This is a genomic window from Aporhodopirellula sallentina SM41 (assembly GCF_000346505.1).
GTDB lineage: Bacteria > Planctomycetota > Planctomycetia > Pirellulales > Pirellulaceae > Rhodopirellula > Rhodopirellula sallentina.
On record NZ_ANOH01000308.1, the window covers coordinates 1 to 21,205 of the forward strand.

At 58.0% G+C, this 21,205-nt stretch carries 15 protein-coding genes; 8 read left to right on the forward strand and 7 right to left on the reverse strand.

What is annotated here, in order from left to right:
• Both RSSM_RS20605 and RSSM_RS20610 read right to left on the reverse strand, forming a co-directional pair.
• Positions 1-718: DUF1501 domain-containing protein (locus tag RSSM_RS20605; protein WP_008683324.1), on the reverse strand; the 718-nt coding region annotated here is incomplete at its 3' end.
• 290 nt (positions 719-1,008) lie between these two features.
• Positions 1,009-3,960: a PSD1 and planctomycete cytochrome C domain-containing protein gene (locus RSSM_RS20610; RefSeq protein ID WP_044303156.1), complete on the reverse strand. Its 2,952-nt coding sequence runs from the start codon at positions 3,958-3,960 to the stop codon at positions 1,009-1,011.
• A gap of 61 nt (positions 3,961-4,021) precedes the next feature.
• On the opposite strand from RSSM_RS20610, the gene RSSM_RS33870 reads away from it, so the two are divergent.
• The 4 genes from RSSM_RS33870 to RSSM_RS20630 all read left to right on the forward strand — a co-directional run bounded on the left by RSSM_RS33870 (position 4,022) and on the right by RSSM_RS20630 (position 7,608).
• A complete protein-coding gene (locus RSSM_RS33870) occupies positions 4,022-4,174 on the forward strand; it encodes a hypothetical protein (RefSeq protein ID WP_160168161.1) in 153 nt (50 codons plus the stop codon).
• 711 nt (positions 4,175-4,885) lie between these two features.
• Positions 4,886-5,563 carry an ABC transporter ATP-binding protein gene (locus tag RSSM_RS20620; RefSeq protein ID WP_008683332.1) on the forward strand — a complete coding sequence of 226 codons (678 nt, stop codon included), beginning with the start codon at positions 4,886-4,888 and terminating at the stop codon, positions 5,561-5,563.
• Positions 5,564-5,733: 170 nt separating this feature from the next.
• Complete coding sequence (locus RSSM_RS20625; RefSeq protein ID WP_008683333.1) at positions 5,734-6,621, forward strand: DUF58 domain-containing protein; 888 nt, start codon at positions 5,734-5,736, stop codon at positions 6,619-6,621.
• A gap of 81 nt (positions 6,622-6,702) precedes the next feature.
• The gene (locus RSSM_RS20630; RefSeq protein WP_008683335.1) at positions 6,703-7,608 is read left to right on the forward strand and encodes an alpha/beta hydrolase; all 906 of its coding nucleotides are present in this window, start codon (positions 6,703-6,705) and stop codon (positions 7,606-7,608) included.
• Positions 7,609-7,676: 68 nt separating this feature from the next.
• Here the strand turns inward: RSSM_RS20630 and RSSM_RS20635 are convergent, their stop codons facing one another.
• Positions 7,677-8,417, reverse strand: a complete 741-nt coding sequence (locus RSSM_RS20635; protein ID WP_008683336.1) for a hypothetical protein — start codon at positions 8,415-8,417, stop codon at positions 7,677-7,679.
• 323 nt (positions 8,418-8,740) lie between these two features.
• On the opposite strand from RSSM_RS20635, the gene RSSM_RS20645 reads away from it, so the two are divergent.
• Complete coding sequence (locus RSSM_RS20645; RefSeq protein WP_008683338.1) at positions 8,741-11,191, forward strand: S8 family peptidase; 2,451 nt, start codon at positions 8,741-8,743, stop codon at positions 11,189-11,191.
• A 406-nt stretch (positions 11,192-11,597) separates the two neighbouring features.
• On the opposite strand, the gene RSSM_RS20650 is transcribed toward RSSM_RS20645, so the two are convergent.
• On the reverse strand, positions 11,598-14,585 hold the full coding sequence (locus tag RSSM_RS20650; protein WP_008683345.1) for a M16 family metallopeptidase: 2,988 nt from the start codon (positions 14,583-14,585) through the stop codon (positions 11,598-11,600).
• Between the two features lie 532 nt (positions 14,586-15,117).
• Here RSSM_RS20650 and RSSM_RS20655 point away from each other — a divergent pair.
• The 3 genes from RSSM_RS20655 (at position 15,118) to RSSM_RS20665 (ending at position 17,502) form a co-directional block, all read left to right on the forward strand.
• Entirely contained in the window at positions 15,118-16,239 is a 1,122-nt protein-coding gene (locus RSSM_RS20655) for a DUF6807 domain-containing protein (RefSeq protein WP_008683347.1), read from the forward strand.
• Between the two features lie 193 nt (positions 16,240-16,432).
• The gene (locus tag RSSM_RS20660) at positions 16,433-16,891 is read left to right on the forward strand and encodes a Rieske (2Fe-2S) protein (protein ID WP_081613858.1); all 459 of its coding nucleotides are present in this window, start codon (positions 16,433-16,435) and stop codon (positions 16,889-16,891) included.
• 62 nt (positions 16,892-16,953) lie between these two features.
• Positions 16,954-17,502 carry a MogA/MoaB family molybdenum cofactor biosynthesis protein gene (locus RSSM_RS20665; protein WP_081613859.1) on the forward strand — a complete coding sequence of 183 codons (549 nt, stop codon included), beginning with the start codon at positions 16,954-16,956 and terminating at the stop codon, positions 17,500-17,502.
• 282 nt (positions 17,503-17,784) lie between these two features.
• On the opposite strand, the gene pyrE is transcribed toward RSSM_RS20665, so the two are convergent.
• The 3 genes from pyrE to RSSM_RS20680 form a co-directional block, all read right to left on the reverse strand.
• Positions 17,785-18,360 (reverse strand): orotate phosphoribosyltransferase, encoded by a 576-nt coding sequence (gene pyrE, locus RSSM_RS20670; RefSeq protein ID WP_008683353.1) that lies wholly within the window; start codon positions 18,358-18,360, stop codon positions 17,785-17,787.
• Positions 18,361-18,486: 126 nt separating this feature from the next.
• Positions 18,487-20,139 carry a hypothetical protein gene (locus tag RSSM_RS20675; RefSeq protein ID WP_236621275.1) on the reverse strand — a complete coding sequence of 551 codons (1,653 nt, stop codon included), beginning with the start codon at positions 20,137-20,139 and terminating at the stop codon, positions 18,487-18,489.
• 95 nt (positions 20,140-20,234) lie between these two features.
• On the reverse strand, positions 20,235-21,205 hold a 971-nt coding region (locus RSSM_RS20680; RefSeq protein ID WP_044303155.1), incomplete at its 5' end, for a type II secretion system protein GspD.

The following is a 21,205-nucleotide window of genomic DNA, read 5'->3' on the forward strand; positions in this document are numbered from 1 at the left end:
CGGCGAAACCGTCAAGGCGGCCGATTAGGTCCAGTTTCGCACGTTGACGCATGGACGTCGGTTCGGTTCGTTCGATGTTCGCCACGCCGCTGCCGGACGGTTTGAAGATCGAACCTTGATACGTCGCTGGTAGAAACCCGCTGCCAAAACAATCGACGCCACCGGGAGGGATCAAACCACCGTTGATCACGACAAAGCCCGGCAGGTTTTGACACTCGCTGCCGAGACCATAGTTCACCCACGCCCCCATGCTCGGACGCCCCTGCAGGCCGCTGCCCGTATGCAAAAAGTAGTTTGCAAACGTATGCTCGGGGAACTCCGACACCATCGAACGAATCACCGCGAGTTCATCGACACAGGTCGCCACGTGCGGGAACAGGTCACTGACCGGGATGCCCGATTCACCGTATTGATTGAACTTCCACGGACTCGCCAACACGTTGCCGTTGTTGTTGAACTGGGTCGGCTCGACATCGAACAACCCTCCCGGATCTTTCCCGTCGAACTTGTCGAGCAACGGTTTCGGGTCGAACGTGTCGATCTGCGACGGACCGCCGTCCATGTACAGGAAAATCACGTTCTTGGCACGAACCTCGTGATGCGGACCGTGACCGGCCTTGCCCGCCCCACCCGTCGGCCCCGAATTTGCAAACGCCGGGTCGGTTTGCAATCCCGCTAACGCAACGGCCCCAAACCCGCTGGCGCAACGCTTGAGCATCTCCCGACGGGATGCCGGTGCCGATTGATAACGCTGACACGGGTAAAGATGCTGCTGACTCATGATGAGGTTCTTTACGGTGGAAGGAGAAACAGTTGGGCGGGATGCGGTACGCGTGCTGCAACGCACAACGCGTATTCAATGTTCAAAAACGATCGACTCGTGGGTCGCTACAGCCAACAACCAGGGTTCATGCCGTAGCGAAAGTCGCCAAGACTTCCGGTGATTTACGAGGCCTACCGAAACTCTTGGCGTGTTTCGGCATCCGAAAATGAAGGCGTCCCGGGCCACTAGGGAACAAAAACAAATTCTTTTGTATTGACCAACGCGTGTGCGACATCGGCCCACACATCGGCGTCATTCAAGGAAACGCTACGAGACTTCGATTCGCCATTCACGTAGGCGAGTCCCACCGCGATCTCCAGTTCCGAAGGACCTCGGGCGAATGCGGTTTGGTACATCCAACGCAAACGTTCGGCGGGATCTTCGATTTTTTCGATCGCTCGTTTGGCCCACTCGCGGGTTTGCTCCACAACGAGAGGATCGTTCATCAGGATCAACGCCTGTGCCGGAACATTGGAAACGTTACGTCGTCCCATCGTGCTGAACGGCGCCGGTGTGTCGAACGTCAACATGAATGGGGACAGGAAATTTCTTCGCACGGCGGTGTAAATCGAACGTCGCCCATTGCCGTCCATCGGACCGCTGGTCTTCGGACGTCCGCGACCGTCCATGAATGGGGTCAGGTGGATCGGCACGGGCTCGCCATACAACGTCGGATCCAACCGCGAGGAAAGAACCAACAGCGAATCGCGGATCACCTCGCCTTCGAGCCGTTTCGGTGGTCGGTGATGAAACAACATGTTCTTCGGATCCGCGGCGACTGATTCGGCGTTTGGTTGACTGCTCAGCCCATAGGTGCGGGTCAGCATAATGCGGCGGATCATCCGTTTGATGCTGCGCCCGTCCGCGTCAAACTCAGTCGCCAGATAGTCCAGCAATTCAGGATGCGAGGGCAATTGGCCGAGCACGCCAAAGTCGTCCGGCGTGGGAACGATGCCTCGTCCCAACAAATAGTGCCAAATCCGATTCACCGCGACTCGGGTCGTCAACGGATTGTCGGAATCGTTGATATGCTCGGCGAGTTCCAACCGGCCACTGCCTTTGACGATCTTCATCGGCGCGTCGCCCGAAAGCGCCGTCAAAAAATGCCTCGGCTCCAAATCACCCGGTTTGGATGAGTTGCCGCGTATCAACACGTGCTCGTCTTCCCCGGTGCCGTCCATCATCGCCATCGCCAAACGAGACCGCCGCATGATTTGCGACTGCAATTCGTCGCGTTCTCGCTGCCACGACGCCACGAGATCGGGAGCCTGTTCTTCCAACACTCGGCGGGCCGCGGTTTCGAATTCGCTGACATCCTCGGACGCGTCTTGCAGCCTTCGATCGATCCGACTCCTCATCTTCGCGTCGCCACCCTGCGTCACCAACACGATCTCGAGTTGGCTATTTTTCGCGGGGGTGAATTCGAGATGGATTCGGTGCCCGACATAGCGTCCCAATGAAAGGGTCACCCAATTGTTGTTCGCTTTGATCGGACGGATGGTTTCCCCGTGCAGCGGTCCGGCGACCAAGCGATGCGAATCCACGCACGCCACAACGGTGCCCTCACCACGAACGCGGCACGACACCTGCGCCTCCTCGAGCGTGAAGGTTGGCGTTCGCAAGGTCCTGCCGCTGCGAGGGATCCGCACCAATTTGTTGCGGCTCGCCATTCCCTTTTCGGAAACCGACTCCAAACCGTTCCAAACCGGATCGCTGATCGCCGAGTCGGCGGGCGCGAATTGCAACGACATCCCTTCGTCACTCGACGTCCAATAGGGTTCGGCGAACCCGACCGGGCCGGCACCGAAGAGAAAACCGTTCTGCATGAATTCGTCGGCCGAAACGTCGGCATAGTTCACAACGATGCCGTCGCCGAGTCGCGGGCGGTTCGGCTTATTGACATCGCTACGGCTCAGTACCTCCGCGATCTGCTCGCGGTATCGCTGGTCGACTTCCGCCAATCGATTCGCAATCTGTCGGTTGTGTTCGATCGATTCGAAGCGGACTTGGCGATAATCACTGCTCTGCAAAAATCCCGCCAACGAGTAGTAATCGGCTGTCGAGATCGCATCGAACTTGTGATCGTGACACCTCGCGCACGCCACCGTGACGCCGAGAAACGTCTTCGACATCACGTCGATCATGTTGTCGAATCGGTCCGACTCGTCTTTGCGGATATCGACCGGAGAGTGAACCCATTCCCCGAGAAACCAAAACCCTGTTCCCAGGATCGATTCGTTAAAACCCGTATCGGAGTTCAGCCTCGGGTTTTGCAGCAGGTCGCCCGCGATGTGCTCTCGCACCAACTGATCATGAGGGACGTCGTCGTTGAGAGCACGAATGATGTAGTCACGATATTGAAACGCATTGCGAGCGTCGTCATCGAACTCGTGTCCACGGGACTCCGCATAGCGAACGAGATCGAGCCAGTGACGTCCCCAACGTTCCCCGAAATGAGGTGACGCGAGCAACTCATCGACGAGATGTTCGATCGCGGCAGGCGAATCATCCTGCTGGAACGCTGCGATCTGCTCCGGCGTCGGAGGCAATCCGATCAAATCAAAATACAACCGCCGCACCAATTCCATTGGACTCGCATCGCCGGTCGGCTCGACACCTTCGCTCTCCAACCGGGCGAGAATAAACCGATCGATATCGTCGCGTGGCCAATCGGTGTCTTGAACCAACGGCACCATCGGCGACTCAACGGGTTGCCAAACCCAATGCTCATTTTTGCGAGCCTCGATGTCGAAAGTCTTGCGTGCAAAGTCGCCACCGGATTCTTCGGCTGGCCACGGGGCGCCCATTTCGACCCATCGCTCCAGTGCAGCAATTTGTTCATCCGGCAGTTTGCCTTCCGGCGGCATCTCATACGATTCAAACCGAACGGCCTCGATCAACAGACTGCCGTCGACATCGCCCGGAATGATGGCTTCGCCGGAATCGCCACCATGCAGCAACGCGGCCCGACTATCGACAAACAAACCCGCTTGCAGCTTTTCCGCCTCGCCGCTGTGACAGGAGTAACAGTGCTCCGCCAAAACAGGGCGGACTTCTTTTTCAAAGAACTCAATTTGCTGCGGTGTGAAATCCTTCTCGGACTCACTCTCGGCGGCCATCGCAACGGCACCGAACATCGCCATCACAGCGACCGATGCTACAGTGATTTTTGCCATACGCGGAGCACGGAACTCAAGCATGGACTCTCCTTTGATCAAGTTTGCTTTGACGCAGCGTCGGGGGGGATGGACGGTGACGCTACAAGGGTCGCATTGCGGGGCATGCGGCGGTGCGGAACAGGTATTGCCGCCGGACATGTCTGCGAAAGGTGGGTTGGTATCAACAGCATAATGGGTATCGGGCCAAGAATCCATCGCGACATCGGCCCCATTCCGATACCTAACGGCCTGATAAAGTCCATTTATTTGCAGTCCACAGACTTCTTCACCGAACCACATCCGACGGCCTGCGACACGCGGCGTCGGTTAAGACTAGAACGATTAAATCCGGCGAATATCGCGCACACTTCGCCGCCTGAGCAGCCGCACATCGACGCTGGACCTACCATCCAACGACGGTGGACCAATCGCGAAATTCATCGCCGGAATTTGTCGCTGCCGCAATCCACCGTCGCATATTGGCAAAAACTTGACGCGTTATCGAGGAAAAACGCTCGCTTGGTGCGGCCCATACAATTTGGCAACGATCCTGGAGAGCTCCAACAACGCACCCGGTCATTCGCCAAGGTGAGGCTGACGCATCCCTTTCGTCCGTTCGGGGGTGAACGTTTTTCCGCATTGAACCTCCGCATTGAACACAGGCGTCGGGTGTGGAATCCCGCCAACTCGATTTTTCAACCGGACAACCAGTCGCGTTCGCCTTTCGGGACGTTTCGTTACAATACCGCGGACGCTTTCAAAGGCTCGCCAACTCCCGACCGTCGAGCCAGCAATCAGACCGCCTGGCTCGACCTCCAATCTTTCACTGCATCACCCAAGTTTTGCTGAGTTACTCAAGCATTACCGCGCCGCCCGAGTTTCGCTGCGTTGCCAAAGGACAGGAATGTTAATCGTCAATAACGTCAAGAAGTCATATCCGACCGTGGGACAACCGCTGCAGGTTCTCGAAGACGTTTCGCTGCGGCTCGAGCCCGGCCAATCCGCGGCGATCGTCGGCCCGAGCGGAACGGGCAAGACAACACTGCTGCAGATTCTCGGTACGCTCGATCGTCCCGATGAAGGACAGGTTTCGATCAACGGAACCGATCCATTTTCGCTCGATGAGAAAGCCCGAGCGGCGTTTCGAAACCAAACGATCGGATTCGTTTTCCAAGACCACCACCTGCTGCCTCAACTGTCGGTTCTCGAGAACGTGTTGATTCCGGCATTGGCGACCGGGAAACCTTCCGCGTCGGACACCAACCGAGCCGAAACTCTGATCGACGCCGTCGGACTCGGCGAGCGCAGCACACACCTGCCCGGCGAATTGTCCGGAGGCGAACGGGAACGGGTCGCAATCGCTCGAGCGATGTTGATGCGACCGACACTGATCCTCGCTGACGAACCGACCGGAAACCTCGATTCGAAAACGGCAACCGACATCACCAACTTGCTGTTGCGATTGCAAGCCGACGAGAACGCGGTCCTGGTCACGGTCACACACTCACTCGCGCTCGCCGAAGCGATGCAGAGCCAATTTGAACTCAACGAAGGCCGGCTCGTCGAACGATCCATGGCGTGAGCCACCGTGCTCGATCAATTCGTAACGCCTACCAATTCGTAGCGTCAACCAAGACGTTCGCTCGGATAGAATGCAGATGAATCGGATGTCCTTTGTGTCGCCGGTTTGTTCAACAGCAACTATCGGAGAGTTCATTCGCCCGATAGTCACCAACGCATGATGCCAAACGCATGACTCAATCGCTCGCCCCGGAGACGCTGCAGAAAATCAAACGGCTCGACCTGCGCGCCCGGATGGTCGTGCGAGGTTTTCTTCAGGGTCTGCATTCCAGCCCGCTGCAAGGGTTCTCGGTTCAGTTTAGTGAGCATCGTCGATACAACCGCGGTGACGACCCGAAATTGATCGATTGGCTGGTCTACGCCAAAACGGACAAACACTACGTCAAACGATTCGAAGCCGAAACGAACCTGACCGGTTACCTAGTGATGGACCTGTCCAAATCGATGGGGTTCAGCGAGCGGCAGTCGATGACCAAATTCGAGTACGCGACTTGCTTGGCCGCATCGCTAACGTACCTGATGACGATGCAGAAAGACCCCGTCGGCCTGTTGACGTTTCGCGATAAACTACGCGCCGTGCTGCCCGCCCGCAGTCGACGCGGTCACCTTGGGGACGTCATGGCGGCGCTCTCATCGATGACACCCGACGGCACCACCGACATCACCGCGAGCCTGATCCAAACCGCCGCGATGTTGCGTCAAAAAAGCCTCATCATGCTTTTCTCTGACTTGCTCGGCGACCCCGCTGAAATCTTGTCCGCACTCGGCCGGCTACGACATGGCGGTCATGACGTGATAGTCTTCCACGTCATGGACGAGGCCGAGGTGCACTTCCCGTACGACGGACCGGTTGAATTCGAAGATCCCGAGAGTGGCGAAGTCGTCACGGTCGACGCAACCGGTTTTCGTGACGAATACCTTCGCGGCGTCGAGGCGTTCCGGCAAACGTACAGCGAAGGTTGCAACAAGATGCGTATTGACTACGTTGCCCTGGACACCAGCATGCCGTTTGACAAAGCCCTGACGGAGTATCTGCAACAACGGCAGGCTCGTTTCTAAAAAAGCATGTTGGGTCGGCCCGGTCATTCTCCCGCCCTCATCCCCCCACGCCACGCCCACACGCTACTCCCCCAACTCCCCATGAAAATCATGCTTGCTCGCACCGTTTATCCGATCGCGTTGATCGCGATCTCTGTGGGACTGAACTCGCCGGCTCCCGCGTCTGCGTTCGCCGCCGATTCACTACCCGCCGAGTCACAGCCTGCAGACTCGTCGGTCATCGTGGACCAGATCACGTACAAGCAAACCGAACACAACGGCAAACCTCGCGATCTTCATATCGACTGGACGCGACCTGCCGATTGGCAGGCGACCGACACTCGCCCTGCCGTGGTCTTCTTTCACGGCGGCGGTTGGGTCGGCGGGAAACCGGGCCAATTTGAACAACACAGCGAAGAACTCGCCAAACGAGGCATGGTTTGTTTTCGAGTCGAATACCGGTTGCTCGACAAAGGCAACAACTTGCCACCGGCGACCTGTGTCGAAGACGCGTCGGACGCCTTTTGTTACGTGCGCGCGAACGCCGAACGTTTGGGTATCGACGCGAATCGAATCGGCGCGGGCGGTGGATCTGCCGGCGGTCATTTGGCCGCCTACCTCGGCATGATGGACGACGCACCGGTCGACGGCGTATCGCGAAAACCGGACGCGTTGATGCTGTTCAACCCCGTCTACGACAACGGCCCCGGCGGATGGGGGACGAAGCGCGTCGGCGAACAATACTTGCAATATTCACCGGCCCACAATATTTCTTCCGATGATCCGCCGTCGATCGTTTTCCTCGGTGACAACGATCGGTTGGTTCCCGTTCCAGCCGCCGAGCGTTTTCAACGACTCTGCCACGAAGCGGGGCTCAAGAGTGAACTTCGAATCTACGAAGGTCAACCACACGGGTTCTTCAACGCGAGCAAATCCGGCGGCGAATATTACCGCAAAACTCTTGCAGAAACGATCGCGTTCCTGCAAGAGATCAGATGGATCGAGTGATCGATCTGGAGCGTTAGAGGTTGCGACCGGCAAAAACGGCGTTGCCGGTCGCGAGCAGCAGGCTGCAATCAGGCAGCCCGGCGGGCGACGTCCGATCCGGCTTTGCGGTTGGTCCATTTTCCAGATGCGTTGGACAACACTTGGCTGCCCGGATGGGTAACCTTGCCGAGGAACGTCGCGAGGTCTTGCGAGTTTGTTTCCTCAACGGCAGTGTCCACCAACACCAAATCGACCGCACCGAAACGATGCGCGACGCTGACAAGTCCACGTCCAACCGGTTCGGGGAAGATGACCGGGCGAATCGACAACCCGGCGAGTTGGCGGTGGTAGTCACGCATCGCGACGACTCCCCCACCAAGTTCAAATTCGTCGATCACGATCGCCTTGAGCGAATCTTGTGTGACGCCGGATTGATCCATCATCGCGAGGATGGCCGGCATACGGGAGCCGTCGCCGACACCGATTTCGAGAATGCTCGAAGGGCGTTGTTTGTTGATCAATTTCAACAACGCATCGTGCTCACCCCGCGACAACATCGACAGGACGCCACGTTTGGGCGGCGCGGCCGGAGCGGCGGCCTTTGCCGCGGCGACCGGTTCGGTGCGTGAAACCGGCACCTCTGCAGGCGTTTTTCGCAGTTTCTGCTGCGCGGCCTTGCGCGGAGCCCGCGCCTTAGCCGCAGGAGCGACGGTCGCTGCCGATGAAGGAGCGGACACAGCCGGCTGCGCCGATGCGTTTTCGGGACTCGCGCCCGTCTCCGTTTTTTCGGAACGTCCGCAAAGTGAATTCCAAATCTTTTTCAAAGACATCGCTGCCGAACCCTGACTAGTCGCGCCTACCGGAATAAACACCGCCAAGGACGCGATTCAACGCGCGTGCCGCCTGGCTACTCACTTCTTTCGGAACACCCTGACCGCGGACTCAAGCCTCTTGATACAGGGTCCGGTTGGGCAAGATCGGTAAGTCGAACGTCCTCCGGTTGTGGTGTTTCCTTCCGCTGCCGCGTGGTTTGTAACCTACGTTTGAGCGGAAGAACCGCGCGGCGACGAGGCGACTGCAACATCCGTGCGGGTTGTAACGATTGATCTCGTTTGGTGCCCATCGAACACCAACGTACTCGACGGCGACAGGCATGAAACTCCGTACAACCTCCCCCCCATCATCCGACACCGGCATCGAACTCGATCCGACCGGCATCGAAACTTGCGAGCCCCGGTTGGCTTTATCAGCCAGCATGATGGGCGCGTGGTTGGCGCCGTTGGCGGACCCGTTGAGCGATCCGTTTGAGGCCGATCCGTTGCAAGGGCAGAACGATATCGCGGATGCATTCCTGGCTTCCTGCCCGGCTGATGCTTACGCTCACAATGCCGACACCAGTGCGCCGTCACTGGATACAACGACCGCCGACTTCCCACTCACGATTGCACCGGCTGTTCTGACGCCGGTCTCTTCGGGAACGTCGCTGAATGATCTCGATGAAGCGTTCACACAGGCCGCGTTGAATTCGAGCGGCGACGGGTCCGGCAGCAGCCTAATTGACCAATCCGCCCGCATCGGCGAATCAACCGGCATCGACGGCAGCGGACAAACGATCGCGATCATCGACTCCGGAATCGCCTACGACCACTACGCATTCGGCTCCGGTTACGGAACCGGCACGCGAGTCGTCGGCGGATGGGACTTTGCAGAGAACGACGCCGATCCGTATGACGACGCTCCCGCCGGTTACCACGGATCTCACGTCGCGGGCCTCGCCAGCGGTGTGACCACGACTCTCGACGGAGATACGTTTCGCGGAGTCGCGCCCGGTGCCGACCTGGTTGCTCTTCGTGTTTTCGACGACGCCGGCAACGGAAACCTAGCGTGGATCGAGGACGCTCTGCGTTGGGTGCATGACAACCAAGACACGTTTGAATCGCCGATCACGACGGTTAACCTTTCGCTCGGCACCGAACTCAACGATTCCAACCGCGACGCCGCGATGGCGATGCTCGAAGACGAACTGCAAATGCTCTATGAAGACGACATCCTCGTCTTCGCCGCAGCAGGGAACTCTCAGGAAACACTCGATCCGAACGCCGACGACGTGATGTACCCGGCATCGAGCGAGTGGGTCTCCGCGGTCGGTTCGATCGACACGAACGGAAACTTGAGCGATTTCTCGCAACGCGAAAACGGCATGCTCACCGGCGAAGGACAGCAACTCCTCAGCGCGATCCCAGAACACGTTCGCGGCTACGACGGATACGTCAACGACTACGCATCGCTGAGCGGAACGAGTATGGCGAGCCCGCAAGTCGCCGCCGCCTCGATGTTGGTCCGAGAAGCCATGGAAGCCGCCGGAGTCGAGGCGACCTCGGAGAGTATTCTTCAACGACTCGAATCCACCTCGGTCGTTCACACCGACGCGTCCACCGGATTGACCTACCGAACGCTCGACATCGAAGCCGCCATCGACTTTAGCGACCTCGTTGGTGATCCCATCGACAATCCCGTCGATGGAGAACCTGATGACACGCCGATCGACGACACGCCCGCGACCATCGATGGCTACGTCAGCGGCAATGATTCCGATCAACTGCATCTCGATCTCAGCGGCCTACTCGCGGGCACCGGCCAGGCAACCGATGGCAGCGTTTACCTCAGCGATGACGCCGGGCAGTACAAAATCGGGCTCGACGGCACGACCGAACCGATCATCATCGACGCCGGTGCCGGTGGCGACTCGATCGAGATCGTTGGTTCATCCGGAACCGACCAACTGACGCTGCGTCCCACGACGGGAACCAACGCCGGCCACTCCATCCTGACCTTCCCCGGCGGCGTGATCGAACTGCGTGGATTCGAAAACGTGTCCTTCACCAGCGGCGGCGGCCAAGACCGAGTCACGATGTACGACTCCGACGGAGACGATGTCCTGCGATCCAATTCGGAATCGGCGCAGTTCACCGGTCGCGGGTTTGAATTCGAAGTCGAAGGCGTCGACAAACTTTACGTGCTCGCCACCGCGGGAGGCAGCGACGCCGCCCACATGACCGACTCCGTCCACGACGATGAACTCGTCATCCGGCCTCAATTCAGCTCCCTTCGCGGTGGAGACTTGTTCCAGGCCGCGTTCGGATTCGAACGTGTGTATGCTTACGCGGAAGCCGGCGGACATGACACCGCTGACCTCGGTGACAGTTCGGGCGACGATTTCATGTCGATCGCTCAAACCCGATCGTTGATCAGCGGCGTCGGTTACCGAGCGAGCGCCACGGGATTCGAAGATGTGACCGCGACCGCATCACGCGGCGGAGTCGACACCGTACGCATCTACGTCGACAGCCCCGACGGCGAATGGCACACCAGCGAATCGTTGACCCAGTGGACGGGCGCCGACGGAACGAGCCGCATCGCACGCGGTTTCGAACGCAGTGAGGCGTTTGAACAGTATGAAACGGTCCCCGTCGGAGCAAGCGCCGTCGGAGCAAACGCTGTTGCCGAGCAATCGTACTTGCCCGCCCGCTCGCTCGACGAAATCAAACGCGACGCCGACGACCACCTGCTCGGACTGCGACAACTATTCGAGAATTACGAATAGGCACTGGCCTGCGAGATTGCCCAGGTCTGGAAGGCCAACTGTCCGTCTTGGAAAGACGGACCTACGTGCCTCAACCAAAAATATGAGCCGAAGTGCGTAAGCACTCGGGTAACAGGCCAGTTGACATGCCACCCCACTCAACGCTCTCACCCGAGGCTTCACGGCCATTCGGCTCACCCACCAAACAACGCAAAACACGCATCCAAAACTGTCCGTCTTGGAAAGACGGACCTACGTGCACTCAACCAAAAATGTGAGCCGAAGTGCGTAAGCACTCGGGTTTTCGGCGGGTCGATTAAACAACCCACTCAACGCTCCCACCCGAGGCCTCACGGCCATTCGGCTCACCGCGTAGCTCGGTTTTTCCAAAACCGAGACCACGCTCAACCACTGAACGAGCCGAACCTCACTCCGATTCCGACACGCTCGCGAAATCGCCCGCGACCGCGATCACCAAATCGTTCGGTTTGATGTACTTCCGGATCGCCGCGTTGACATCCTCGAGCGTTGCCTCGCGAATGTGTTGCTCTTGTTGGGCAACGTCCACCAACGTGCGGTCGGTGAACATCGCCATCAACAACATCGACGCCAATGCCGGGTCACCGGTTCGCGAGATCCGAGCCGCCTGCAGGTACGACTGCTTCGCCGCGTTAAGTTCCTGCTGCGTCACGCCGTCGATGAGCAACCGGTGAATCTCCTCGCGGATCACCTTCAGCAATTTATCCTTGTTCGCCGGGTTCGTGATCGCGTAGATCGTCAGGTCGACACGGTTATCTTTCGGTCTCGGGCTGACACCCGAACGAACACCGTACGACAGACCTTCCTGTTGGCGAACCCGATCCGCCAAACGGCTGCTCAGCGAACCGCCACCGAGGATAAAGTTCCCCAACGTCAATGCGGCGAACTCCGGATCGAGATCCGACATCACGTACTGTTGGCTGCTGTACATGAACGCGTTCGACTTGTCCGGCGTTTCGAGTAACTCGAGTTGACCGGGAACATCCGGATGTGCAGGCCGATCGATTCGCACATAAGGCTGGTCCGTCGTCCAACCTTCCAGTTCCGACTGAAACGCCTTGATCACATCCGCCGGTTCAAAGTTACCGACCACCGACAATTCGCCGGCGTTGTTACCGAGGTACTCGGTATGCAGTTCGCGGATCTGTTCGATCGTCGCTTCCTCGTACATCGCGATTTCTTCGTCGATCGTCATCACGTATCGGATGTCTTCGGGGGGATACGGTGCCAACGCACGTCGAACGTGCCGGGGCGCGACCACACTCGGTTCGGACTGGCTCTGCTGCAACTGAGTGATGATTTGACGACGGATCAATTCCAACTCGCCTTCATCCAAACGCGGCGTCTTCACCACGTCGCTGATCAACGCAATGACTTCCTGCAGGTTCTCCTGCTTCGTTTTGACTTCGACTTGCAACAACCCCATCAACGTATAAACGCTCACGTCCGCCTTCAGACGCGTGTACTCGTCCTGCAATTGTTGGTAGGTCATTTCGGTCGTGCCGCGAGCCATCAACAGCCCCAACATTTCCACCGCGCCCATTCGGTCTTTCAACGTTTCCGGAGTCCCGAAACGAATCGTCAACTTCAACGTCACCGCATCCCCGCGGGTCTTCTTCGGCAACAGTGAGTACCGCATCCCGCCGACCAAATCGCCACGCAGAACCCGTTTTTCGATCGCCATCGGATCGGGGTCGAAACTCTCGCCCGCCGCGACGGCTTCGCGTCCCTTGTAATCCTTCAAGACAACGTTTAGGTCCGGCGATTCTGGAATCCGAACCCGTTCGGATTCTTCGCCGGGGATGAACAACCCGACGGTGCGGTTGTTTCGAACGAGGTACTTCTTCGCAACTTCGCGAACCTGATCGGCCGTCAACGCCTCGACCGCGTCGCGGAACAGGAAGTACAAACGCCAATCACCTTGTGCAGCCCAATCGCTCAACGTCACAGCGATCTTATCCGTATCGGCCGACGCCATCTCGCGTTGTTTGAGAATCTGAGCCTTCGCGCGCTCGACCTCTGCATCGGTGATCGGATGGTCGTCCCAGGAGTCTTCGAGAATTTCGATCAGTTTCGTGCGAGCCTGTTCGAGCGACTGATCCTTCGGCACCTCAGCCATGCACATCAAAAGACCGGGTTCGCGGAAGCCAAACGCCATCGCGTAAACACTGCTGGCGATTTCCGTCTCGACCATTTCTTTGTAAAGACGCCCGCTCGGTTCATCGCCGAGCACTACCGTCAACGCCTTCGCCGCCGCGTAGTCCGGATGACTGCCGGCGGGAATGTGATACGCCGCACCGACGGATTGAATTTCACCGACACGGCGCAACACCACCGTACGCTCGCCGTCTTTCGCCGGCTCGACCGTGTACGTTTCGTCGATCGGGGTGTCCGGAACCGGGATCGATCCGAACGCGTTTTGAATCGTCGCCAACGCGTGTTCCGGTTCGAACTTGCCCGCCACGATCACCATCACGTTGTCGGGCCGATAAAACTTCCGATAGAACTTTCGCAGTTTGACAACAGGCACACGTTCGATATCACTGCGGTTACCGATCGTCGACTTACCGTAATTGTGCCAATCGAACGCCGCCGACTCAATCCGCTGCATCAAGACTCGCGTCGGCGAGTTCTCTCCTCGTTCGAATTCATTCCGAACGACCGTCATTTCGCTCGCGAGATCCTCGCCGCGGATGAAACTGTTGACCAATCGATCGGCTTCGAGATTCACCGCGAATTCCAAATTGTCTTCACTCGCCGGCAACGTCTCGTAATAGTTCGTGCGGTCCATCCACGTCGTTCCGTTGAACCGCGCCCCGCGTTCGGTCAGAACTTTGGGAACCTCCGGATGAGTCGGCGTGCCCTTGAACAGCATGTGTTCGAGCAGGTGAGCCATACCGGCTTCGCCGTAACCCTCGTGCCGCGAACCGACGAACACAGTCATGTTTACGGTCACGACCTCTTTGCTCTCGTCCGGGAAGAGCAAAATCTGAACTCCGTTGTCGAGTTCATACTGCGAAATCCCTTCGACACTGCGGAGCGTCTTGGGCAGGCTTTCGGTTGCGGCCACTGGGTCATCCTTGGCGGTTGTTGATTGAGAAGATTGCGACGTCGCGGCGGTTTCGTTCACAGACACGGCGGCCGATGGTTCCTCCTCGGCGGCTGATGTCGCGTCAGCAGAACAAACGCCAGGGCTAGCCGCGATCGAGTAACCGATCAACAACAAAATGCCTGTTCGAGCGGCGATACCGAAAGTGAAAACACGTGTCCCCAACGCGGACAAAGAAGCGAGCCGGTTCATCTGATGGAAATCCGTTTGTGTAACAGAATGATCGTTTCGGACGCATTGTAGCGTCTCGGGCACCGTGGCGACCATCACCCCCGCGTGCCTACGTATCCACGCCTCCTCATTAGGAATTTCCTGTTCTCCTCTCCCAATTTCGTCGTCGGTTTCCGCCCGCTATCCCAGAGGCAACCCTGACTTTCAACCGACGAGAGAATGCATGAGTTTTTGCAGATCGATTTCGCGATCCCGACCGGTTCGCCCTCTGGTACTCCGGACGGAATTCCTTTCACCGACCACCCTTGTTGACCATTTCCATCAACGATTTGACACCGCCACCAGCCGTCACACCTCTCCGGCGCGCTCGCACCGATTACACTTTTTCCCCGTCACGCAGGCGTTCCCCGCCACACAATCGTTTCGTTGACTACACCGATTCTGTCCCACGCCAATTCTCGATCGGATACAAAGACCGGCCTCGTTCATTAAACTACCCCTGTCGATCGAGATCACGAATCGAATCCGACGGGCCCCTGTGGAACATCCTGGTGTTCCGCCAACGGCTCCCCACGAAATCCTCTCCCCACCCTCCCACCAGTATCATCCTCATCGCAGGACGACGCTCATGAAAATTCGCTTTGCTTTTGTTTTCATTCTTCTCGCGTGCAGTGTCACGCCATCCGTTTGCCAAGAATCGCAGACGACGCCTCAGCAATTGGCATCGACCGAACTACCCAAGCCATCGCAAGCGGACGGATTCGCGATCGAGCAGAACGAACACGGCGTGACGGTCTCGCTCAACGGAGAAGTCTTCGTTGGCTACCGTATCGACGACGTCAACAAACCCTACCTGTGGCCGATCGTAGGCCCAGGTGGCAAAGACATGACTCGAACCTACCCGATGAAGGATGTCGATCATGAACCCGACAACCAACGAGATCACCCACACCACCGCGGCATGACGTTTGGCCATGAACACGTCGTTTCCGGAACGCAGCAGGCTGACACGTGGCACGAATGGATCACGTTCGGCGGGCAACAAAAGGGGCCAGGCAATGCCCCGTCCGTCAACCCGCGAATCAAACACATTGGAAAGATCGTCCACCGGGAATTCACGACCCTAAGTGCCGATCCCAACCAAGCAGTCGTGGAAGAAATTCTCGATCACGTCAGCCCGAGTGGAAACCGGATGCTGACCGAGGTGCGACGAATCACGTTTCGCGTCGAACCGGTTGGACGCATCATTGATTTCGATCAAGTCCTGACCGCGAGCGACGGCGAAGTCAAATTCCATGACAGTAAAGACGCGGGACTGAGTATTCGCGTTCCGGCCAACATGGCGGTGGACAGCCGAAAGGGTGGAAAGATCCTCAACAGCGAAGGTGACCACGACAGGGACGCGTGGAGCCAACCGGCGAAATGGTGCGACTACTTCGGGATCATTGACGGCGAGCAAGCCGGTATCGCGTTCCTAAACCACCCATCGAGCTACCGTTTCCCCACGCGATGGCATGTTCGCACTTATGGATTGTTCACCGCAAACCCGTTCGCCATGAAGTCGTTCGACGGGGCGCTCCGAGACGGAACAACCACCCTATCACCCGGCGAAGAACTCAACCTGCACCATCGGCTGATCTTTCACTCCGGCCATCCCGGTAAGGTTAATGGAGAGACCGAGGTCGACGGAGAGAATGAAGTCGATATCGAGAAGGCATGGCGACAATACTCCCAAACGGTTCGCCCGTAAGAAACGGTCGCTAGGCTGGAAACCGATCACGACCTTGGAACCGTCCGCCACCTTGGCGACAACGCACCTGCCGGACATTCGATGCCGGCAGGAACGCACAGGTGGGTCGTCACGAGATTTGGTTCGGGTACGATGCTCTCTCTGCAACAGCCCATGTGGCACCGACGACCGAACCGACGCAAGCGTTTTCACCATGCCCGACTCCGGCCCCGATCCTAACTCCGGCCCCAACTCAGCCCCTCGTTATCCAAACGATGTGGTTGCGTCAACGAACCGCGACATATCGCCCGAAAATCGCAGATGGCACACCGTCGCTCGCATTGCAGACGCGCCGGCGGAAAACACGACGCAGCGAACAGTTCCTAAATCGCAAATCGATTCGGAAGACGACATCGCCATGGAAGTGCTCGTCGAAAGTCGCGTCGTGGCGGTCTTTCGTCACGCGGGTCAATGGTTTGCGTTGGACGGGATGTGCTCGCATCAAGGTGGCCCGCTCGCCGAAGGGGTCGTCCGCGACGGATGTGTCACCTGCCCGTGGCACGGTTGGCAGTATGACCTCGCGACCGGGATTCAGATGATCAATCAGCAACCGTTGCAAGAATCCTTCCCGGTTCGGTTGGTCGAAGATCGAATCGAAATCTCGATCGACTAACGCAAACGCCCGCCCGCACTGCAGCGACATCGAACTCTCACCCTCATCGTTGATTCAATTACATGAACTCCCCGAAAACGTCCCCCGCCGTGCACCAATGTGAGTCTCCCGATTGCGGATGCGGCGACGTCGACGCCAACGCCGCACTCAACGTGGTCGTGATCACGCTCAGTGACACGCGAAAAATCGAGGATGACAAGAGCGGCAATCGCATCGTGGAATTGCTAGAAGACGTCGGCCACAAAATTGCCGAACGCATCGTGATGACCGACGACGCGGGGCCGCTGCGAGAATCCGTGCTGGCCTTTGTCGCGGACGACTCGGTGGACGCGATCATCACAACGGGAGGAACAGGGATCGCACCGCGGGACATGGCGGTCGACGTGATGGAGGAGCTCCTCGATGCGAGCTTGCCCGGATTCGGTGAATACTTTCGAGCCGTTTCGATCTCCGAAATCGGCCCCAAAGCCATGCTCAGCCGAGCCACCGCAGGGCGAATCGGCCGCACGATCGCGTTCGCCCTTCCGGGTTCCACCGGCGCGGTAACCACCGCAATGAATCACTGCGTATTGCCCATCATCCGCCACGCATCGGCGCTCGCCAAAGGCTAATCCACGTCGGCAGGCGAAATAGGCCGAGCAAGAACATTTAGAAAATGATGCAGCCGATGTCGCCAGACTGCGGTGGTCTGAATTTGGGCGTACTCAGCGACAAGGACCGGACACGTCAAATCTGAAAATGCCCTCGCATCCCAAACCCGCTTGGTTTTCGCGTCGGTGGTCGCGGACCTAGTGAAAGATCGTGCTGCATGAGGATCTTTCACAAGATCGACTACGCGAATAGAGAGCTGACAGAAACGATCACGTAGCGGCGTTTCAAAACCGCCTCGTGGCTCATTCCGGATCGATGCCGAAGTCGCGGATCGTCAACAGAGTGTGCAGCTTCAGGCCCTTCTCGGCGAAGGCCTCTTCACCGCCCGCCAAGCGGTCGATAATCGCGAGCACGTACAACACGTTCAAACCAAACGCCTCGGCCGCCTCGGCGGCTTTGATCGCGCTGCCGCCACTGGTGATCACGTCTTCGACGATCACCACGTTTTGGCCGGCTTCCACGGGCCCTTCGACCTGTTGGCCCATGCCGTGGCCTTTGGGTTCTTTGCGAACCATGAAACCGTGCAGATCGATATCCTGTTCGCCCGCGATCGTGACAATCGACGCGGTAATCGGATCGGCACCGATCGCCATCCCGCCTACCGCATCGGGCATCTCGCCGTTCGCCCCGCCATGACGGCTGATGAAATTCAACATCGCATTGCCGATCAATCCCGCACCTTTCGGGTGCAGCGTGACTCGGCGGCAATCGAGGTAGTAGCTAGCGGTCTTGCCGCTCGCGAGAGTGAACGTGCCTTGCTGCAACGCTTCACGCTGCATCAAATCGATCAATGGTTTCAGGCTGGCGTCAGCGGTCATCGTGAGGAAACTCGCACGTGAAAGAGAGATACATCGGAAGATGATTTCTTATCACATGCGTCCCGGTTCGGGCACCCCGTCCACGTTCGGACGCACTGATTTTCAGTCGACTCGCCCGGCCCAGCCCTACGGACGCGTGGCAACCTGTTCAGCCGCTACACCCAGCATTTCCGGCGTAATCTCGAGCATCAGAGTCCGCTGCGCCACAACGGTTTCGTTCGCCGATCGCACATCGAGCTTGATTTGGTAGGCCCCCGGTTGCAGCGACGCGGGAACCATGAACTGCAACTCGCGGGATTCTCCCGGAGTCAGCCAAGCACCAAAACCGTCCGACATTTTGATCGGATGTCCCTGCTGCGCCGCCAAATTGAGCTGAGCAAACAAAGGAGCGTAGCCTTCACCTTCGTTCTGGATTTTCATCGTGAACGCGTTACCGGTCGGCAATTGTGCCCACTGCATTTCCTCGGCGGTCAACTGGATTTCGGGTCGTTGCTCGTGAATCAACGCCAGCGGCAACTGCTTGGTCGACTCCGACTCTTCGCACGCCACCTCCAACGTTCCCCATTCATGTGCGGCTTCCGATCGTCCACGCAACATCGCCCGGACGGTCTTGCTACGTCCCGGTTTGAGCACGAACGACTTGCTGCTCAACATCACTCCGTCGAGAGGTTCGCCGGCCTGATCCTTCGCAATCAATCGAACGCTCTTGGGCTCCTGTCCCCGATTAGAAAACAGCAACGTCGTCATCCGATCGGCATCGGCGACACGGCCGAGTTCGATCTGCGACGGCTCGACCGTCACTCCCTCATCGAGCGTCGCGACCAACGCGCTCAACCCGCGGAAGCTATTGGAGTTCACACGTGTCGGAAACGCCGCCTGCACCATCGCCCGACGTCCATTACTCAGACGCAAATTCAATTCATAATCGCCACGTGGAATCACGCCATCGACCGGACCTTCCAACCGCAAACGGCTGCGAGGCATGATGCGAACGAGATACCGGCTGTCGTCTTTCAATTCACTTCGCGACGGCATGTTCAAACGCACCGGTGACCACGCCGACGCATCGCTGCCGGTCAGTTGGGCACGCACATCACACTCCAACGCGTCGTCGGTTGGATTGTTCAAATAAGCACGAACGTACGGCAAACCTTCTCGCGAGATCAGCTCGCCGCGATCAAAGTGCAGCCGATTCATATCACCGACGTCTTGGGCCCCCGTTTCGATATCCACTCGCAAAACATACTGAGTGACAAAGCGAATCGCGGCTCGTGTTTTTCCTGCCTCGAGCGGTTCTTTGGATCCGTCCGAAATCTGCCCACCGTCACGGACGAGGATCCCAAACGAGACGTAGTTGGTCTTGTTGAGCGGTACGGTGACCTCCCCTTCGATTTGGAACTTCTCGCCCGGTCGCAACTGGAATTTCTTCGGCGACGTGAACCGAACACCTCCCATGGGACGGCTGTTCTCGTCGTGCAAGATGATGCCGGTTTCCTCCTGCCGCAAACTGACGGCGCGGATATCAACGTTCATGACCTTACCGGTCGACGCGATCTCGAACGAAAACGGGATCACCTCACCACGCCGACCGCGAAACCGATGCACGACCGGCTCGACTCGAAACGAAGGTTCAACCCGGCGGGTTAACGAAATCCGTTTTCCCGCAGGTGCCGCACCGGATGGTTGCCGCCCAGAATTCTCCGCAGCCGAAACGCGACGCAGTTCCGCCGACGATCCGATCAATACGGCCAACGCCGCAGAAAGGGACAGTAACCTCATTGCGAGATAAACGCGGGGGCGGTCGTTTCGACATTCAGAACGGAGCAACGGGCACATAGGGGCAGTCTGTGTTTTCAGAAGATTCGATTTCTTGTTCACGACCCTTCCGACCGGACGATCCGAGGCGAGATAAAAATCACCACCTCGGCGTCACGAGTTTGCCGCTGAGTCGACTGAAAAAGATAGCCCACGCCCGGTAACCGACTTAAACCGGGCACACGATTGACACTATCAATGGTTTCTCGTTGAACCAATCCTCCGATCACAATGGTCCTGCCGTCTTTGACGCTCACCGTTGTCGACACGCTCCGCCGGTTGATCACCGGAAAAGGGTTCAGGGACAATTCGCTGTTGGCGGTACGCACATCTTCACTAACCTCCGCCTTCTCGATATCGATGGTGACGATGTTCCCGCGAATGTGAGGGGTAATGTCCAACGTGATACCGGCATCCACTTTCTGAATGTCTTGCTGAAAGAAGACCGCATTGTCACCGGTCGAACCAGCCGGCTGGACCGAAAAGAATGTTTCGCGGTTGATCGCAATGTTGGCTTGTTCGCCGTCCTTCGCCATCACGTGAGGCGTCGCGCGAATTGTCAGATAGCCGTGCTCGCTGAGCAGTTTGACGAACGTTGACGTGCTGCTGAACTCCGAAAAGATCTGGTTCAATCCGTTGCCGCTGACCGTCCCGTTGAGGGCCAATCCCGTCGCGCCCAACGCCAACGACTTGGCGCCGTCGAGTTCCACCGCGTGCTGCCAATCCAATCCAAATTGGAAATCACAATCGGGCGATACCACACAGATGATCGCCTCCAAAACAACCTGCGGGATCGGTTGATCCACGTCCGCAAAACGAGCCACGATGTCTTCCGCAATCCGTTCGGGTGCCTGCACCATCAAAACCTTGGCCGACTCGATCGACGTGACGTATTGCAACCACGACACCGGCACCGTTTCCATCAACGCTCGACTCTCGATGTGCATCGGCCGATACTCCTGGCGGACCGATACGTACGGAAACAACGGCGAACTCGGATCCGGCGGTGCGACGATAATCTGATCTCCCC

Coding starts and splice junctions, on each gene's coding strand:
- RSSM_RS20610 (WP_044303156.1), bottom strand. CDS start 3,960: ATGTTCGGTGCCGTTGCGATGGCCGCCGAGAGTGAGTCCGAGAAGGAT.
- RSSM_RS33870 (WP_160168161.1), top strand. CDS start 4,022: ATGGACTCTCCTTTGATCAAGTTTGCTTTGACGCAGCGTCGGGGGGGA.
- RSSM_RS20620 (WP_008683332.1), top strand. CDS start 4,886: ATGTTAATCGTCAATAACGTCAAGAAGTCATATCCGACCGTGGGACAA.
- RSSM_RS20625 (WP_008683333.1), top strand. CDS start 5,734: ATGACTCAATCGCTCGCCCCGGAGACGCTGCAGAAAATCAAACGGCTC.
- RSSM_RS20630 (WP_008683335.1), top strand. CDS start 6,703: ATGAAAATCATGCTTGCTCGCACCGTTTATCCGATCGCGTTGATCGCG.
- RSSM_RS20635 (WP_008683336.1), bottom strand. CDS start 8,417: ATGTCTTTGAAAAAGATTTGGAATTCACTTTGCGGACGTTCCGAAAAA.
- RSSM_RS20645 (WP_008683338.1), top strand. CDS start 8,741: ATGAAACTCCGTACAACCTCCCCCCCATCATCCGACACCGGCATCGAA.
- RSSM_RS20650 (WP_008683345.1), bottom strand. CDS start 14,585: ATGGTCGCCACGGTGCCCGAGACGCTACAATGCGTCCGAAACGATCAT.
- RSSM_RS20655 (WP_008683347.1), top strand. CDS start 15,118: ATGAAAATTCGCTTTGCTTTTGTTTTCATTCTTCTCGCGTGCAGTGTC.
- RSSM_RS20660 (WP_081613858.1), top strand. CDS start 16,433: ATGCCCGACTCCGGCCCCGATCCTAACTCCGGCCCCAACTCAGCCCCT.
- RSSM_RS20665 (WP_081613859.1), top strand. CDS start 16,954: ATGAACTCCCCGAAAACGTCCCCCGCCGTGCACCAATGTGAGTCTCCC.
- pyrE (WP_008683353.1), bottom strand. CDS start 18,360: ATGACCGCTGACGCCAGCCTGAAACCATTGATCGATTTGATGCAGCGT.
- RSSM_RS20675 (WP_236621275.1), bottom strand. CDS start 20,139: ATGAGGTTACTGTCCCTTTCTGCGGCGTTGGCCGTATTGATCGGATCG.